This window comes from Treponema sp. (assembly GCF_052169735.1).
GTDB lineage: Bacteria > Spirochaetota > Spirochaetia > Treponematales > Treponemataceae > Treponema.
This window is the reverse complement of sequence record NZ_JBQNBW010000020.1, coordinates 19,551-37,254: the sequence shown is the minus strand read 5'-3', so window position 1 is coordinate 37,254 and position 17,704 is coordinate 19,551. Positions and strand designations below refer to the sequence as shown.

Here is a 17,704-nt window from a genome sequence, read left to right as displayed (position 1 = left end):
TCAGGTGAACCGTTTCTTTTCTCCTTTTTTGGGGCATTTTATTTTACAACTTACCCTCGCAAGTCAATTTACAACATGGACGTTGTAAATTGACGAAACATCGCTTATTATCAATAGGTAATTTGTAATCAATGCTTAATTAGGGATTACGAATTAGATATAAGGAAGGTTTATTTTCAGCCGCTAAAATGGCGCGGCTGAAAAACACTGTCAAGTTTGACTGCACAAACTTGCTTATTGTATGCCATTTCTCATTTCATTACGAAATGGAGAAAAATAATCATCTTCAGGATTTAAAAATCCTTTCAGATGCTTATTTTAAAGGAAGGTTTATTTTCAGCCGCTAAAATAGCGCGGCTGAAAAACACGGCGAGTTTGCCTTACGGCAAACATCGTTGATTATATGTGCGCTATCGCGCACGAATTGAACAACTTCAAAAGTTGATACTTTGTTCAGTTGTTCAATTTTAAGGAAGCTTTTATGTGGAATACATTTATTGCTATTGAAAATGACAGGTTCGGTTTTAAAACCGTATTGCATTGTGTTATCGGTATTATTCTTTTTATTATCGCAAATATTACTGCAATGGTATTATCAAAAGCTTTGTCGAATATTATTAGTGTTAATAGCATTATCATTATTATAAACTGTTGTTTTAGTATTCTATTTTTCCTCTCGTTGATATTGCTCTATATCCGGAAAGGTTTAAGAAAACAATTAGACTTTTTCAGAATAAACAATATAAAACCATCAAAATTATTTATTCTCATTTCAATTATTTTACCTTGCTGTGTAATAGGATTTTATTATTATTTTATAAACGGCACATTATCGGTTAATAACATAAAGATGCATGAAAAGCTATGCTTTGCTGTCAGTCTCGGATTATCCGCAGGAGTTTGTGAAGAAATACTTTTCCGCGGATATATCATGAAGTTGGTAGAAATACGATGGAATAGAAAAATTGCCGCATTTGTACCGTCTGCTGTATTTGCCCTGTTGCATATATCGGGAGGAATGAGAATAATCGATATTCTGCAATTACTACTTGCCGGTATAGCGGTTGGTGTGATGTTTTCATCCGTTACATATGCAAGTGATACGGTAAATAATTCAATAGTAGTGCATGGTGTGTGGAATTTTTTTATTCTCGGCATTACCGGTATTTCAGTAAAATCAGATTCTGCTGCTTTACTATCATATGCAATCCGCAGTGATAATATATGGATAACAGGCGGTAAATTTGGCATAGAAAGCGGATTACCCGCAATCATCGGATATGGTATTGTTATTTTATTGGCTGTATTGGTAAAGTATAAAAGGGAAAAATAGATTCATTGCGAATATAAGGAGGGAACCTCTCAAAACTTCAGTTTTGAGAGGTTTTCCTTAGATTTCTTTTGCGATATTTTTTGATAAGTCATAACAATGTAAAGACTTATCAAAAATACTCGTCGGGCATCTCTAAAAATCTAACCGAGTTTTTAGAGATGCCCAGGAATATCTGCATACACAGGTACGCATATTGCCTGCTGCTGAAGTAAGACAATATATGAGTGAGTGTGAACACTGAGAAAATCGAAATTTAGAAGCATAGAAAAGATTTCAAAGCAATTTACGCGCAGCGTAGGGTAATTACCGATTACTCATTAATTAAACGAGGGGGTAACGGAGGATACTTGCCGCTGATTATATCAAAGAAGAAGCAAGATTTGAGGGAACCGAAAATCCTTGCTCCAATATAGCAGAAAAGGCGGCAAGAGCCGGAGTTCAGGGGGAGACTTCCCCCACCTTATACATAAGTATGTCGTAATTAAACATTACCCATTGATAAAAGGAGACAGTCGTCTACATGATAACATTACAAGATATTTCTTTTTCATATCCGGATTCTGCGGAGACGTTGTTTGATGGGTTTTCGGCAACACTCGGCGGAACTGCCTCTTGGACATGTGTTGCAGGGGCAAACGGCTGCGGAAAAACGACGCTGCTCAAATTGATTGCAGGGATGCTGTTGCCGCTTTCGGGAAGCATTAAATGCGGATCGGCGGTATACTGTGCGCAAAACAGTACGGAGCTGCCTGATAATACATACGCATTGTTTTGGGATGCAGATAACGAAACGCGCCGCTTTTTTTCGTTGCTTGGTATTGCGGCAGATCAGCTTGACCGTTGGGAAACGCTTTCGGGCGGAGAAAAGAAACGGGTACAAATTGCATGCGCTTTGGCGGAGCGCCCTTCGGTGTTGCTGCTTGATGAGCCGACTAATCACTTGGATGCCGTTTCAAAGGAGCTGATTGTAAATGCCTTAAAATCGTTTAACGGTACAGGGCTTATCGTCAGCCACGACCGCGCCTTTGCCGATGTGCTATGTACCGCAACACTGTATGTGTATCGAGAGTCGGCTGTGTTTGCAGGCGGTGCCGATGCAATCCGCAGTAAGCTCTATCCTGCCAATTTAAGCGCGGCGCTCGAACTTTGGGATGAAGAACGAGCGTCCTGTCTTTCGGAATGGCATAAAGCCGATGCCGGCGTTTCAAAAGCAAAAGCGCTTTCCGATACGTGGCGGCGTGAGGCGGAACGATCTGAAAAACGCTTGAAAAATCCGAAAGATGGTAAAGATCATGATGCAAAGGCAAAAATAGCTCTTGCACTCCTTTCAGGCAAAAACAGTATACCAGGCAAGGTTAAAAAACGTTTTGACAGCCGCCGGGAGCAAGCCGAGAAACGGCGCGACGCGCAAGCAAAACCTCTCAATCGTAAGGAAGGTTTTTCACCGGCGCAATCGGATCCCGCGGTGTTTGTTCCGGACGTGCTTGTACATCTGCAATCTCAAACGATTACCGCAGGAGAAACGGGCGGATATACCGTGCAAATTCCTGAACTGACCGTACGGAAACAGTCCCGCATTGCGCTAACGGGAGCGAACGGAACAGGCAAAACACTGCTTGCTCATACGATATTGAATAGTATACAGGAAACCGATTTGCAAAGAAGGAGTGATGATGCAGGTCTCTGTTTTTATCTGCCGCAGGAAATTCCTGAAGCAGAGGAGTATGCGATATTGGCTCACTTTTTTTCGCTCGATAAGGAGATACAAAGCGGAGTTCTTTCAATGGTATACCGCATGGGGGCAAATCCCGAAACGCTGCTTACCTTTACTGACGGCAAAAGGATCAGCCCCGGCGAACTCCGCAAATTGATGATTGCGCTTGCAATGTGCAAACCGCTCAGGATTCTTATTCTGGATGAGCCGACCAATCACTTGGATATCCTTTCTGTGAGACTTCTGGAAACAGCTCTTGCAGAAATATCGTGTGCGCTTATTATTATCAGCCACGACAGCGTTTTTCTACAGAACTGTAACTATACGGAATTGTGGCGGATTAGCAGGACAGGCGATTGCGGAACGCTTGAACGGGGAGATTGGTAATGTTTAATTTGTAATGGATAATTGGTAACTGAATATCCGGGTATACTGTGCCCTTTTAGCAATGCAACGCAGATGCCCATCTATTTACAAAAGAGGAGAAAAAATATGCTTATTGTAACAGATAATATCTGCACTGTTCCGTTTAGGCAGATAAAAAAGTTGATAATGCTAGATGCCCGTGTTAATGAAAAACACTATCCGTTTTTATTTGATAGCGGAGCTAGACAGAGTGTTATCAATACAGCGCATTTCAGTAAAGATTTTTTTACTGATATAAAGCAAACAACAATCAAAGACGTTAACAAGGATACAGCAGGCGATTCAGGTTCTGCTTCTCATGCTGCTGTTCATTCAGTTCTGATTGAGCTCTTACAATGTGCAAATATTGAGCTGCGCCAACAAGAAATTCTGATGCTTGATCTATCTCATTTGGAAACGGCATTGGAGTGCGCCCCTATTTTCGGGCTTATCGGCGCTGATATAATCATGCAATGTGCGGTATGTCTTGATTATAACCGGCAGACAATCACATTTATTAAAAACGATATTTTTAAGAACGCACGAGAATCTTTTACCGATAACAGTATTGCTATACCTTTTGAACTTGAAGATCATATTCCGGTTGTTAATGTATCAATAGGCGCACATACATATCGGTTTGGTATTGATACCGGAGCAGAAGCTCACCTCATTGAACAAGACCTCGTTTCTGAACTGATGGATTTTTTTGAAATAAGCGATACAACTGATTTATGCGGCGCCGTCAGTTCGGCAAAGGTGCAGCACGGCAGTATAAAGAATTTAAACATAGGTGGTCAGCTTTTTCCGCAGCCGCAAGCAGCAGTAACCAGCAGTATGGCTCACTTGAATGCGAAAAGAACGCTTCCTATTCAAGGACTGTTAGGTTATCCGTTTCTTTCCTCACAAAAAACAATAATCAGCACAGATTTGAAAAAGCTCTTTTTATTCGGGAAGGATATTTGATACGTTGCTTCTAAATTACACATTACCAATTAAATAAAATCGCTGCGAACGCAAAAGATATATTTCAAAAGATATGCTTGAAAAGCACACGACGGATATGAGCTATTTTGGTATACTTTCGATTGCCGTCAGTTTTAATGGAGATGTATAAAAGTTATGGATGAATTTTTACTTTTTCAAAAGATCACTACGAAAAAGATGATACGGAACATAAGCCGTGAGATGCGGCGGTATTGTGTGCTTTGTCTGCTGTTGTGCGCCGGGGTAACGGGATATGCACAGTCTGCGCAGAATACCGCTGGGGCATCGGCTTCTGTTACATCCGAAACCGATAACGCGGTAGCGGATCATGCCGTAGCGGCATCCGGGAGCGCAACGGGAGAGACGCCTGACAGTAATACCGGAGCTGATGGACACACCACGGATACTGCCGGCAATTCCGGTGGCACAGCTTCCGGCACTTCGGCGAATGTCCCGCTGGATTTTCACGTTAAGGTGTCGGCATTTAAAATAATTTCGCAGTATTACGGCTTACCGCTATCAGTACGATTCGGATGGTTTTATCGGAAGGAAGACTTCAGTGTCTTTCCCAATGCAGGGTTTTCGTTCTCGGTTGCCGATACACCGGTGCTGGATACCTCGGTCGGATTAGCGCTCCAGAAAAAGTCTTTCTTCTGGAGCGGCTACGCCGTATATGACATTGTTCCCTTCGCCATGCATAAAAAAGCTGCTGATCAAGCGGTCTACGGGATAACTTCCTTCGGTTTTAGTTTTCCCAGAATAAAGGTAACCATGCCGCTTGTTGCCGGACGGCTGCGGAAAAATGAGATCATCGGAGATGTGTGGAGTACTACAACCGCACCGACGGTAGTTACTCAGGTTTCTGCAGGATTGCAGCTGGATTTTTTCCTTACCGATCTCGGTTTTTTTAAGAGTACCGGTACCGCTGCGTTTTATTATCATTGGATACCGAAGGCTGCATTTCATTATTATACCGTTTCGGCGGCAATTCCCGCTTCTTTTCATCTCTATTATGTTGATATTGCGTTCATGTATTCGCTCTTTCATACCTCAACCGTGCAGTACGGCAAGGCTGCGCCGTTCCGCCGCTATGCAATCGGACAAACTCAAAGCGGCATGACCGGGCGCAGTACCTTTAAAACGCAGGCATTGTTTAAAGATATGCATCTGTTCAGCGCCGAGTTTCGCTGGTACCCTGCGCGGATTACCGCCCAAACAAACGGCTTTTTTCTTTCGCTCTTTGCCGATGTCGGCTTCGGTATTACCGAACGGCGCAAAGGTTCTCTCTTCTATGAAGCAGGCGGCGGACTCGGCTACAATCTTTACGATAGCGTTCCTTTAACTTTTCAGGTAGGTTTCAACCAAAAGCTGCAGCCCGTGTTTTACCTCAGCGTAGTTTCCCGGCTTTCACACAAGCTGTAATAAAATATGTACACTACTGGAAAAAAATATGCAGCGTTTGTGCTCATTAATTGTTTAACGTTATCCAGAATACCCTTATCCGTCTTTGCTTATATGGAAATAACAACGGGAACTATCCGCGGTATTTATTATCTCTGTTTGTTCTTGGGTATTGCGTTAAGCGATTTTTTGGACGGAAAATGTGCGCGCGCATTTCAGGTTCAAAGCGGCTTTGGTGCAATAGAAGATGTCATTTGTGACTTTTTCTATATTATGTCCTCAAGCTACGCACTGTACCGCTTGGGCTGTTTACCTGCTTGGTTTTTGATTCTTGTTACTGTAAAACTTTTTGAATTTATCTTGACTTCACGCTTAGTAAGACGTATGCAGTACCGGTCTCATGTTTTTATGTTTGACCGTGTCGGCCGGTATACAGCCATAGGATTTTATATTTTACCTACCGTAATTGTGCTCTGCAGTATATATTTGCCATCGCTCGTTTTTATCATTCGTTATGCTTTTTGTATAGGTCTCTTACTTTTCTCTTTGATCTCGACTTATCAAAGACTTACAGCAACAGTAAAAACAAATCGAATGCATCCGGCATTAGAAACATAGTTTTAACAAACCCCTATCTTTCTGCTGCATTACAAAACAAAAAATAGCAGGAACAGGAACGGTACTGATTTTTATGAGCGATAAGGGATGCCCCAAAAGTTTGTTACTTTCGAAACATCGCATCTAAATCTAAGGCAACTATCCAAAAATAGTGCAGCGCATCAGCGGTTCCGGCAGAGGATATTCTGCCATTCATTACCGATGCCGGATAACCTCGCGGGGTTTTGAACCGTTTGCAGGTCCGACAATGCCGCGGGCTTCCATTTCTTCGATGAGCCGGGCTGCGCGGTTATAGCCGATTTTCAGCTTGCGCTGCACGTAGGAAGCCGATGCCTTGCCTGCAAAAGTAACAATTTCCAAAGCCTGATCATAGAGCGGATCATTATCATCTGAAAATACCGCATTATCAAACGAGTCATCATCATCATCCACAAAAATCTCGTCATCGATATATTCCGGCTCGCAGTATTCCTTGACGCAAGATACAACCCGCTCCACTTCCTGCTCCGAAACAAAGGCTCCCTGCATACGGGTTGGGAAGGGCTGGGCAGCGCTCACAAAGAGCATATCTCCCTTACCAAGCAGCTTTTCCGCGCCCATTTCGTCCAAAATAATGCGGCTGTCGGTCTTGGAGGCAACCATAAAGGCTATTCTGCTGGGGATATTTGCCTTAATTAAACCGGTAATGACATCAATGGAAGGACGCTGCGTAGCCAGCACCAGATGAATACCGACAGCACGGCTCATCGCACACAAACGCGCAACCGTCGCTTCCAGCTCCTTCCCGGACGTTGCCATCAGGTCTGCAAACTCGTCAATAATGATAACGATATACGGAAGCGGCTCTGTTGCAATCCGCTCCGACTTGATCTTTGTATTAAAGGTCTTTATATCACGCACACCCATATTATCAAGCAAGGCATAGCGCCGCTCCATTTCGCACAGTGCGTACTGCAAAGCTTGGAAGGCGCGCTTAGGTTCGGTAATAACCGGCGTTAACAGGTGAGCAATATCATTGTAGAGCTTTAATTCTACAATTTTGGGGTCAACAAGGATAAGTTTTACCTCATCAGGACGGCGATTATAGAGAATCGATAGGATAATTGTATTCACACAGACTGATTTTCCCGAACCGGTTGCTCCCGCAATCAGAAGGTGCGGTGTTTGTGCAAGGTCAAGCAGCTGCGGATTTCCCGTAACATCCTTTCCAATTACGATAGGAATAGCCATCTTTGCCGCTTCCGGTAAGTCAGCTTCGATAAGCTCCCTAAAGCTGACAATCGAACGCTTCTTATTCGGAACCTCAATGCCAACTGCGTGCTTGCCCGGGATGGGAGCTACAATACGGACACTCGAAGCGGCAAGACGCAGCGCAATATTATCCTGCAAGTTGGTAATCTTAGAAAGCTTGATTCCCGGAGACGGCAGCATTTCAAACATGGTAACAACCGGCCCTTTGCGAATTCCGGTAATCGACACATCAATTTTAAACTCATTAAAGGTTGATTTCAGCATGAGTGCAGATCTGCGGGTTGCATCGTCAACTATCCAATACTCCCCATCGGGATAGTTCGTTAAAAGATCGAACGGTATTGCATACTTTTTCCGCGGAGGAGGCGGAGGTACTACCGGCTTAGCAGGTATAATAGGAGCAGGCTGTGCTATAGACTCTAAGAAAGTCTCGTCTGCGGCAGATTCGTCATCATCTGCTAGCGAATCATCTTCTTCGTCTGCGCTGTCCTCCGGTTCCATATCTCCTGGATCAGGATCAAGCGCCTCCACTTGTGCCCCATTTTCGTTCGTGCTGATGTCTCCGTTCGATAGAGCAGTCCCCTCAGCAGCCGTCTGGTCGAATGCTGCGGATATGACTCCGTCTGCAGCAGCGCATGATGTTTCCGCACTCGTGGGTTCTGCTGCTGCCGTTGTATCTGCTGCACTCGTGCTGAAACCGGCAGCAGCGTCTCTCGGCTCTGTTTCCGTAGTTTCAGCCGGTGCAAACTGTTCCTGAGAAACCGGATTGGCATATTCGCTTTGTACTTCTTCCGTACGGGGGCTTGGCTCCGGTGCGAATTGGGAACGCTGTATCCTATCTACTGTGTGCTGTACCGGTTGTGCTCCCGGTGAGGAGGCTTCACGCGAATAGGTCTGTGCAAGCTGTTCCGGCAGAACAGTTTGCGGTGCGCACTCGGACTTCGGCAATGTATCAGAGACCACCAGCGTATCTAATAAATCGGATCGCTCATTTGGAAGCGGTATGCCGTTCGTAAAAACGAGCGGCATTTCAAGCTCCCAGTTCTCATCAACCGGTTCATCGGGCAGGAAATCATCCTCTGTGTCCGCTTCGGAAACATCAAGAGGCGTATCGTCAATGGGAGCGGTGGCTATAGGCACCGCTATACCGGAAGCGGCAGATGCCTCAACGGCTTGCGGTGCTACGGCTTCAGCAACGGGTATCGTGATTTCAGATGGAGGCTCAAGTGCTGCCGCATGATCACACTTAGCAGCTTCGCTAATCGGCACCGAAACGCCGGGGACATTGGCAACAACTGATTGCGGCTGCACGGCAGCGGAAGAAACCGCTTCCTGCTTTAGCGCTGCAGGCTGCGGTATCTCTCCTCGTTTAATACGTTCGATAGGTTCAGTAATTTCTTCCAAACTGGTAAAGAGGTTATCGGGATCAGCAGGATCAAAAACAGGCAGCGGAGCAGTTTCCGGAGATTGAGTAAGCGCCGATGCCGGAACTGCCGTAACAATAGCGGCGGAAGCAGGAGCTGTTGCACCAATGGAGTCAGGCATTGTAGGGACTACAGGCGTAGCCTCTTGCAATCCTGCAGCAGAGGATGCCGGAGCAGGATACTGAACCTCGGTAGACGAGGATTTCGAAACTGCGGAACCGGCAGAATCAGATGGGGAGTTCGCAGCAGTCGGCACTGGTGTACACATCATCGTACCTGCGGAAGAAACGGCACCGGATTCGGTATTGCCAGCTTCGGCTGCCAGCCCGCGAGTTTGAGCAGTAGGTGTATCAGCGCCGCCATGAGCTTGAATATATGCTGTATATGAATCTTCACCGGATGCAGCGCTCTCACCGATCACAGCAGATAATGGCGTAGAAAGCGGAAGCGGCGCTATGGGGTCATCCTCAGAGGAGTCTGCCTGATAAGCCGGAAGTGGTGATACCGGCATCACGTCTAAACGCGGAGCGGATTCTGCTTCCGCTGAAGGATCCGAGTGTGTATGGAATAATGCGCCCGCTTCTGTAGAAGGATCAGAATGTTCATCCGGCACAGTCTCCGAATGATAACCGCTGCGAACTTCAGCGCCGGAGGCCCTTGCCTTTGTATGCGCAGCTGTGAAAGATACCGTTCCTACAACGCTACCCAACGGCATCGCAGACCCGTTACCTCCTGCCTTACCGGAATCCGCCGATACCGCATAGCTTTTGTCTACTGAGCCGGAGCACTTAGGCTCGGCAGGAGTCGGTGCAACCTCACACACGGCGGCTTTTTCCGAAGCAGGAGATTCATTGATGGGTGATGCATCGGGCGGCACCGCAGCTCCTCTCACCGGTGTATCGGATGCCGGTTCAGCCGCTACCGGTAAATCAGAAGCGGTTTGAGATACAGGCATTGAATCAACTCCGGCAGTTTTAGCTTTCGCCGCAGCAAAATTGGCAGTGCTATCTGTATCAGTACTAGCTGTGTCGAATAGTGTTTCGGACTCATCGCTTTCGGAAAGCACATCTTCAGTAGAATCGCGGTTCAAGAACCGGCGGCCGATGAGCTTTTCACTCAGCATGAGCATTAAAAAAATTTCAAAGCACACAAGCAGCACAGTACAAATCAAGATAGAAACTGTAACAAAATGACGCACCACCGGAATAGAAAGAGAAGGAGAAAAGATTGCAATAAGCCGCTCCCCGATAATTGCGGTAACAAAGTAGAGCGGAACCCCAAGGAACACAGCCTTTGACTCGCGTGTCCATCCCGGAATAAACAGCAGTACAGCCCCATAAAGAAAGAAAAGCGGAATCAAAAAAGCGGAAAAACCATAGACCGAAAACATCCGCTGACCTAACCGGAACAGCCCTTGCTCAGCCGGTACAAATCCCGCAATCGGTAAAAAAATACCGAGCGTTACCGCGATACCGGCAGAAAATAACATTATACTCAACACAATGGCTAAAATTCTAAATCGATTAATAGGGCTTTTACCCTGCATTTTACACCTCTCTTGAACCGGCTTATACACCGCTGCGGAACCGCTACAAACTCGGCTCGGTTTTAGCGGTTCCTACTATACTATTACTGCTATATATGAAACATACCAACTGCTGTCAGCACAAATATACCGGCAGGAATAAGATAGTAGGCAAAAAGCCCCAACTTCCCTTTGTTAATCAGTTTAAGAAGAAAGATCAGGGCAAAAAGACCGACAATAAAGGCTGTCAGCATCCCTGCCGCAAGAGCGGGAACACCAAGAGCGCCGGTCATCGTATCAGCAGATTTCAATTCAAAGAGGAAGGCTGCAATGATGGCAGGAATAGACAAGAGAAACGAATATTCTCCCGCCCGTTCACGGTCTAAACCGGTCAAAAGCGCTGCCGCTATAGTAGAACCTGAACGGGAAATACCCGGCAGAACTCCAACGCCTTGCGCTGCACCGATAAGCGCAGCCTGCAGCATCGACGGTACCGGCGTTGTTTTTTTCGGCTTAATCCGCCCGGAGATAAACAGCACAATACCGGTGATCATAAAGCATACCGCGATAAATACCGGATTTTTTGCCTGCACAATATCCTTCATTATAATACCCAGCACGCCCGTTACCGCAGTCGAAATAAGCAGCGCGGCAATCAACCTCAGGTCGGCTTTATCATCCTCTATAGTTTTTCTGATCACAAAACGCCCAAGTACAGTCAAAAGCCTCCATATTGTCCTATAAAAAACGATACACACTGCCCCAAGTGTCGCAATATGCAGCAAAATATCAAAAATGATGGGGACTTCGGTCTGTCCTAAAAAATATTCGGCGATTGCAAGATGTCCTGAACTGGAAATAGGCAAAAACTCGGCAACGCCCTGAATGGCACCGAGCAGAATTGCTTGTACAATAGTCATAAATCTTCCTTAAGTTTTTAAAGAAACCGCAGTGTAACGCGCAGGCATACTGCAGGCTTTGAGGATTTGATCCGTTTATGGTATCGGCAGATATAAGGCGGTAGTTAACAGCGTCTACCGTGTAGTTTTCTGATTTCCTTTAACCTCTGCCGAGTACAACTATTCTAAAATGCTTACGAGTCCGCCTTTGAAAACCTTTACTCTCAGCAAAATCGGTATTTTCAGCGATTTTGACTAATCTCAAAGATATTAGTCTCAATGAAACGTTCGCTGTTATCTGAGGTATTACTCAAAAGGAGCTTGAAACACATTTTCAACCTGAAATACAAACGGTAGCTCAAAAGCAATGATTTGACTATTCTTAATCGCCCGCAGCTCTAAAGCAAGGGTACGACGGAGACATGTTCCACCCTGCAAAGGTAGACTGTTTTATGGAAGGCTCAGCAATGTATGTCTTTATACATTGCTAAGAGCTAAGCGTTCAACAGGGTATTTTTCCAGCGGCTGATCATCTGGAGAGCTTCAATAGGTGTAGTCGCATCAGTATTCACTGAAAGCATCTCATTGATGATCAGTTCTTCATCGGTGAAAAGGTTTTGCTCCGGTGCAGCTTTTTTCTTTTCAGGAACGGTGTAGTCTTGAGCTGCGGCAGCAGAGCTGGAGACAGAATTGTCCGGAATAGCTGCGGAGAGCAGTTCCGTTGCCCGCTGGATAACCGGCTGCGGTAAACCGGCAAGTTCTGCAACATGGATACCGTAGGAATGTGCGGCAATCCCTTCAATCACTTTTTTTAAAAATACTATTTTCCCTTCACTTTCTAGCACATCCAAGCAGAGGGTTTTAAGCCGCGGGTGGACTAGTTTTGCCAATTCGTGATAGTGTGTGGCAAAGAGGGTCTTTGCTCCGATGGTGTGGAGGAGGTATTCGCTGACAGCCCGTGCAATAGAAAGTCCGTCGCCGGTAGAGGTACCCCGTCCTATTTCATCCATGATGACTAAGCTGTGAGCGGAGGCATTCCGCAGGATATAGGCTGTTTCTGTCATTTCTACTAAAAATGTCGACTCTCCCCGCGCAAGGTTGTCACTGGCTCCTACCCGGCAAAAAATACAGTCAACCGGAGTCAGCACTGCTTTTTCTGCCGGTACAAAAGACCCAACCTGTGCAAGCAGGGTAATCAATGCTGTTTGACGGAGAAAGGTACTTTTCCCTGCCATATTGGGACCGGTAATCAAAGCGAATGCGGGTATCGCAGGGTCAGCAGCGGAGGAAAGCACAATACTATTGGGGACAAACTCGCCTGAAGGCAGATGTGTTTCTACAACAGGGTGCCGCCCCTCCCGAATGTCCATGATCCCGCTATCCGAAAACTCAGGCTGTACCCAGGCATGGAGTACGGCTGTATGAGCAAAGGACTGCAACACATCCAATTCGCCGACCTCTTTTGCCAGTAAATGCAGCAGTTCAATTCTATCGAACACTTCGGCTTGTACTGCTAAAAAAAGTTCTTTTTCACACGTGATAATATTTTCACCGGCATCATTCAGCTTTGCTTCCAGCTGACTCAAGGCTTCCGTTGTAAAGCGGTCGGCTGTCGTTAAAGAACGCCGTTTGATAAAATGTTCGGGTATCTCTGCTGTCTTGAGACTGCCTCGTGTTATCTCAAGGAAATAACCGCTGAGCCGGTTGTATTTTATTTTCAAGCTTTTGATGCCGGATTGAGTCCGCTCTTGTTCCAGATATGATTCTAACAGTTTATTGGCGTTATCTAGTGTACTGCGCAGTTCATCAAGCTTTTCCGACCATCCCGGTTTAATTAAACCTCCATCGCTTACCGCAATAGGGCAATCTTCGGCAATACTTCGGTCAAGAATGGTATAAAGCTGCTCCATAGTGCGGAAGTCTCCTTCCGGCAGCTGCAAAAAAAAGAGCTTTTTTGTTTTGCTGAGTTTTGCCAGCTCAATACAGGCTTTAAGGCTTTGCTTAATAGCGAGTAGGTCTTTTCCGTGCGCCCGCTGCATGGCAACCCTACCGGTAAGCCGGTGTATGTCGAGGACATCGGCAAGGATAGTCCGTACCGCTGCCAATTCTTTTTCTTTGCGATATAGCGCCGCTGTTTTATCCAGCCGGGTTTTAATTTCGCCTGCTGTACGGAGCGGCTGATACAACCACTGCCGCAACAGTCGTGCTCCCATGGCTGTTTTTGTATGATTGACAGTTTCAAAAAGAGTGAATGCATCCGTGCTGTCATGTAAATTTTGCAACAATTCCAAATTTTTGCGGGTTGCGTCGTCTATGATCACAAAATCCCGGTCTCGATATACTTTTATACCGGTGATATGGGTAAGTGCTGCCCCCGTTGTTTGATCCAAGTACTGCAGCAGGAGTCCTGCGGGCGGCAGTTCGGGTGAGGCTGCCGTTACTGCAAATGATTTGAGCGTTTCCGTACCGAAGCAGGCGCAAAGCCGTTTTTCTGCGGTCGCAGCAGAAAAATGCCAGTCAGGATAGAGGTTTTGCAGCATATGCGGATATTCGCTGCAGAGTACCTTCAATGTAGGAACGGATTCGGCAAGGCTCATTTGAATAAGGATTTCACGCGGCTGTATGTGTCCCAGCTCTTTTCTAAATTGTTCATCAAAGGAGGAGCGGGGAAAGGATGTTGCAAAAAACTCTCCCGTGCTGACATCGAGGTAGGCAAAACCGATAAAAATATCGGTAACGCCATCTTGGCTTATCTCTTTTGGGGTGCAGGAGACCGCGGCAAGATAATTATTCTGTCCTTGCTCAAGAAAGTCTTCACCGGTTGCAGTACCGGGGGTAATAATCTCCGTAATTTTCCGCTCGGTCAGCTCTCCGGGTACTACATCCGAAACCTGTTCGCAGATGGCAATTTTTTTTCCGGCACGCAAAAGCCGGGCAATGTAGATACGCGAGGCATGGTATGGAATGCCGCACATGGGACTCCCTACCCGCTGTGTCAATGTCAGATTGAGCAGCTTACTCACCTCAAGCGCATCATCATTGAACATCTCATAAAAATCTCCTAACCGGAAAAAAAGCACCGCATCTTTGTGCTGCTCTTTTATCGAGAGATACTGCTGCATCATTGGGGTTAAGGAGACTTGCTTGCTCATATCAGTTTGAACTGAGCTCCCGTATTACGGTTTCGGTAATATCGACTGTCGGGCTGTACCACACAATCGCTTCACCCTGCTGCAGGTTAAGCACCATGGTGTAGCCTTCACTTTCTGCAATCTTCTTAATTGCTGCATAAAGCCGGGCATAAAAGACATCATCGCTTACGAGGTTCTTACGCAGCATAGCCAATTCATCGTTACAGGCTTTGGAATACTCAAGCAAAAAGCTCGTTTTTGAATCGATTGCCGCTTGGTATTTTTGTACGGCATCCTTTTTACCAGCAGCTTCTGCGTCGACTTTTTTTTGCCGCAGGGTAATAATCTCGTCGGACATCCGCTGTGTTTCAGCCTGATACTTTGCCTGCTTTGCCTGATAGTCACGAACTGAACGGGCATCCCGCAAAAATGTTGAATAAATCCGCGAAGTATCGACCACGGCAAACCTTGTTATCTGCTGTGCTGATAGCGCTGCTGCACAAACTAAAAAAAGAATTGATATAATTCCATATTTTTTCATGATTCCTCCATACGCTTATAAGTTCGGGATACTGAAGGACAAGACAAACTGCCAGTCTGCACTCTTGCCGTTGCCCCACACCAGTTTTCCATTTTCCGGCTTGAACGTATTGGCAAACATCAGCCTGAGCGGGAATTGTGGAATAACAAAGCGTAATCCCGGACCAAAACTCATATAATAGTCGTTCATGCTGAAGGTTTTCAGGTCTGCTAAATCCTTCTTCACCGCAGCGGCATCCAAGAAAAAGTCAAAAGAGAGGATTCCGTGGGCAAGCGGCCAGCGAAACTCCATCCAGTGGTTCACTAAGACATTTCCTTTTCCGATACCGCCAAGCGTTGTCCAGCCGCGTCCGATAAACATGCCGTCAATACTGAGCTTACTATCATCTCCGATAATACTATTGGGCAGCGGCAGCTGGAATGAAAAGCCCGAATAGAATGCCAAGACGAATTTCAGATTCCATACCGCAGAAACAGGATAATTCAGTAGGGTAACATATGCTTCGGCTTTCGCTTCTGAACGGAAGAAGTATTCATCTTCAATCTTAGGTAAGAGTCCGAAAAAGCTTATCTGCTCGCTAAAGAACCAGCCCTTACTGGAATCATACTGGAGATCACGTCCATCAAAAGAAAAGCGTGTCCAAAAGGAGTTGTTAAGCCGCCATCCTGCTTGCTGCCGCCGGACGGTTGGATCAGCAGGACGGTATAAACCGGTATTATAAAAGTTCTTTCCCAACGAGAAATTGATACCGCCGCGCCATGTAATGGTGCAATAGCGCGGATACCAGCGGTATCCGGTATGTATGCCGAAGGTGGTTTCCATGCGGTCATAACGCATCCGGTATGCATTTGCTAAATCTTTATTTTTTGCAAACTCCTCCCTGCTTTTGAACGGACCGTATGGGAATACTGCATCTTGATAGGTAAATAATGACTTATGACTTACTGATAAGTCAAATCCAAGGGTGATCGGATAGCCGAGGAACCAGTTTTCAGCATACCCGAACTGGAGGGTTTGATTATCGGTTGCCGCTGTTGCATTTACCGAAATTTCATTTCCGCGCCCTGCAAGGTTCCGCTCCTGCCATTGCACAAAAAGCGAAAGAGGGAAGCTGTCTGCATCGGAAACGCCGACGAAGGTTACACCGAATTGAATACTCGCGGTAGACTGTTCTTCAACATTGAGGATAACATCCATCAGGTCTTGTTCGGAGCCGGGCTGTACATCGGGCACAACCGTTGAAAAATACCGGAGGTTAAACAAATTTCGTAAACTATTGGTAAACTTTGACTTTGAAAATACATCGCCCGGTTCAAACAGAAGTTCACGCTTGATAACGTAATCTTTTGTCCGTTTATTACCGCGGATAATAATATTTTCAATATGGCTGCGGCGGCGTTCGACGATGGTGATGGTAAACGATGCCTTTTTTGTTGCCGAATCGCGCTGCATTGCACGGTTAATATAGTTGGAGGTATAGCCGTTTTCAAAATAGGTATCTGCAATCGCCTGGAATCCCTGCTCAAACTTCGTCATATTCAAGACTGCTCCAGGACTTAACCTGATCTTTGCTGCTAAATCTTCGGTAGAAAAGATTTTATTGCCTTCAAAGATCGTACCGCCGTAGGTATATTGATCTCCTTCCATAATAACATAGGTAAGTTTTACCAGATTTTTTTGAGGGTCTGTTTCGCTATCAACATCCTGGACAATATTTTCGACATGGGCATCGATATAGCCTCGTTCGCCGTAAAATTGCTGAATTGCAGCCTTGTCTTCTTCCAGGGCACTCTCCTTAAAAATCCCCTTTACCAGAAATTTTGCCGGTTTTGTTACCAGCACACCTTTTAAGGCTTTTTCTCCTACGGCACTATTTCCTTGGAAAGTAACTTCAGAAACAATGGTTTGCTTGCCCTCAGTAATGGTAAACTCGAGGATAACACCCCCTTGCGGACTATCTGACACTGCAGAGTTGACAGTAGCTGTAGCATAGCCCTTTTCTGTGTAATAGTTCTTAATCGTTTGCTCATCTGCATTCTTTTTCAGCTCATTATAAATATCGCCTTTTTTTAGCACTATTTTTGAGAGCAGATCCCCGCGGGAGATTTGGTTATTACCGGTTATTTTGATCAATGTAATAACTGGTTTTTCTGTAACTTCAAACTCAAGCCGTACGTATTGGTAGTCGCTATCAGCAGGTACCGCTTTGGGAATGATGTTTGAAAAATAGTCCAGTGCATATAACTTTTGTAGAATTTCCGAATATGTTTCATCGGAAAAAGGCTTTCCTTTAAAAGAATCGAACACGCCGTCCAATTCGGTTTTTGAGACACTGTTCAATCCTTGGAAGAAGATACTGGTAATAGGCTTGTTTTCGTACCAATTATCCGGCACCTGTGCTGAGAGGCTCCAGAGAGATAACACGAACACGGTTGCAGCAATTACTTTTTTTAACATTAAAAACTCCTCTAGCTA

The 17,704-nt window shown here is 45.6% G+C and carries 9 protein-coding genes and 1 pseudogene; 5 read left to right on the top strand and 5 right to left on the bottom strand.

Annotated elements, in window-relative coordinates; all coding sequences use genetic code 11:
• Window positions 1-481 precede the first annotated feature (481 nt).
• The 5 genes from ACTTJ8_RS04990 (at window position 482) to ACTTJ8_RS04970 (ending at window position 6,458) form a co-directional block, all read left to right on the top strand.
• Complete coding sequence (locus ACTTJ8_RS04990; protein WP_442720496.1) at window positions 482-1,333, top strand: CPBP family intramembrane glutamic endopeptidase; 852 nt, start codon at window positions 482-484, stop codon at window positions 1,331-1,333.
• Between the two features lie 520 nt (window positions 1,334-1,853).
• Window positions 1,854-3,434: an ATP-binding cassette domain-containing protein gene (locus tag ACTTJ8_RS04985; RefSeq protein WP_442720495.1), complete on the top strand. Its 1,581-nt coding sequence runs from the start codon at window positions 1,854-1,856 to the stop codon at window positions 3,432-3,434.
• A 105-nt stretch (window positions 3,435-3,539) separates the two neighbouring features.
• A complete protein-coding gene (locus tag ACTTJ8_RS04980) occupies window positions 3,540-4,418 on the top strand; it encodes a pepsin/retropepsin-like aspartic protease family protein (RefSeq protein WP_442720494.1) in 879 nt (292 codons plus the stop codon).
• A gap of 156 nt (window positions 4,419-4,574) precedes the next feature.
• Window positions 4,575-5,861, top strand: a complete 1,287-nt coding sequence (locus ACTTJ8_RS04975; RefSeq protein ID WP_442720493.1) for a hypothetical protein — start codon at window positions 4,575-4,577, stop codon at window positions 5,859-5,861.
• 6 nt (window positions 5,862-5,867) lie between these two features.
• Window positions 5,868-6,458 (top strand): CDP-alcohol phosphatidyltransferase family protein, encoded by a 591-nt coding sequence (locus tag ACTTJ8_RS04970; RefSeq protein ID WP_442720492.1) that lies wholly within the window; start codon window positions 5,868-5,870, stop codon window positions 6,456-6,458.
• Window positions 6,459-6,653: 195 nt separating this feature from the next.
• Here the strand turns inward: ACTTJ8_RS04970 and ACTTJ8_RS04965 are convergent.
• The 5 genes and pseudogenes from ACTTJ8_RS04965 to bamA form a co-directional block, all read right to left on the bottom strand.
• Window positions 6,654-8,522 (bottom strand): annotated as a pseudogene (locus ACTTJ8_RS04965) (DNA translocase FtsK); the annotation flags it as partial.
• A 2,246-nt stretch (window positions 8,523-10,768) separates the two neighbouring features.
• Window positions 10,769-11,578 carry an undecaprenyl-diphosphate phosphatase gene (locus ACTTJ8_RS04960; protein WP_442720491.1) on the bottom strand — a complete coding sequence of 270 codons (810 nt, stop codon included), beginning with the start codon at window positions 11,576-11,578 and terminating at the stop codon, window positions 10,769-10,771.
• A 473-nt stretch (window positions 11,579-12,051) separates the two neighbouring features.
• Window positions 12,052-14,709 carry a DNA mismatch repair protein MutS gene (mutS, locus tag ACTTJ8_RS04955; protein WP_442720490.1) on the bottom strand — a complete coding sequence of 886 codons (2,658 nt, stop codon included), beginning with the start codon at window positions 14,707-14,709 and terminating at the stop codon, window positions 12,052-12,054.
• A 1-nt stretch (window position 14,710) separates the two neighbouring features.
• Window positions 14,711-15,229 carry an OmpH/Skp family outer membrane protein gene (locus ACTTJ8_RS04950; RefSeq protein ID WP_442715853.1) on the bottom strand — a complete coding sequence of 173 codons (519 nt, stop codon included), beginning with the start codon at window positions 15,227-15,229 and terminating at the stop codon, window positions 14,711-14,713.
• A 15-nt stretch (window positions 15,230-15,244) separates the two neighbouring features.
• Entirely contained in the window at window positions 15,245-17,686 is a 2,442-nt protein-coding gene (bamA, locus tag ACTTJ8_RS04945) for an outer membrane protein assembly factor BamA (protein WP_442720489.1), read from the bottom strand.
• Between the last annotated feature and the right edge of the window lie 18 nt (window positions 17,687-17,704).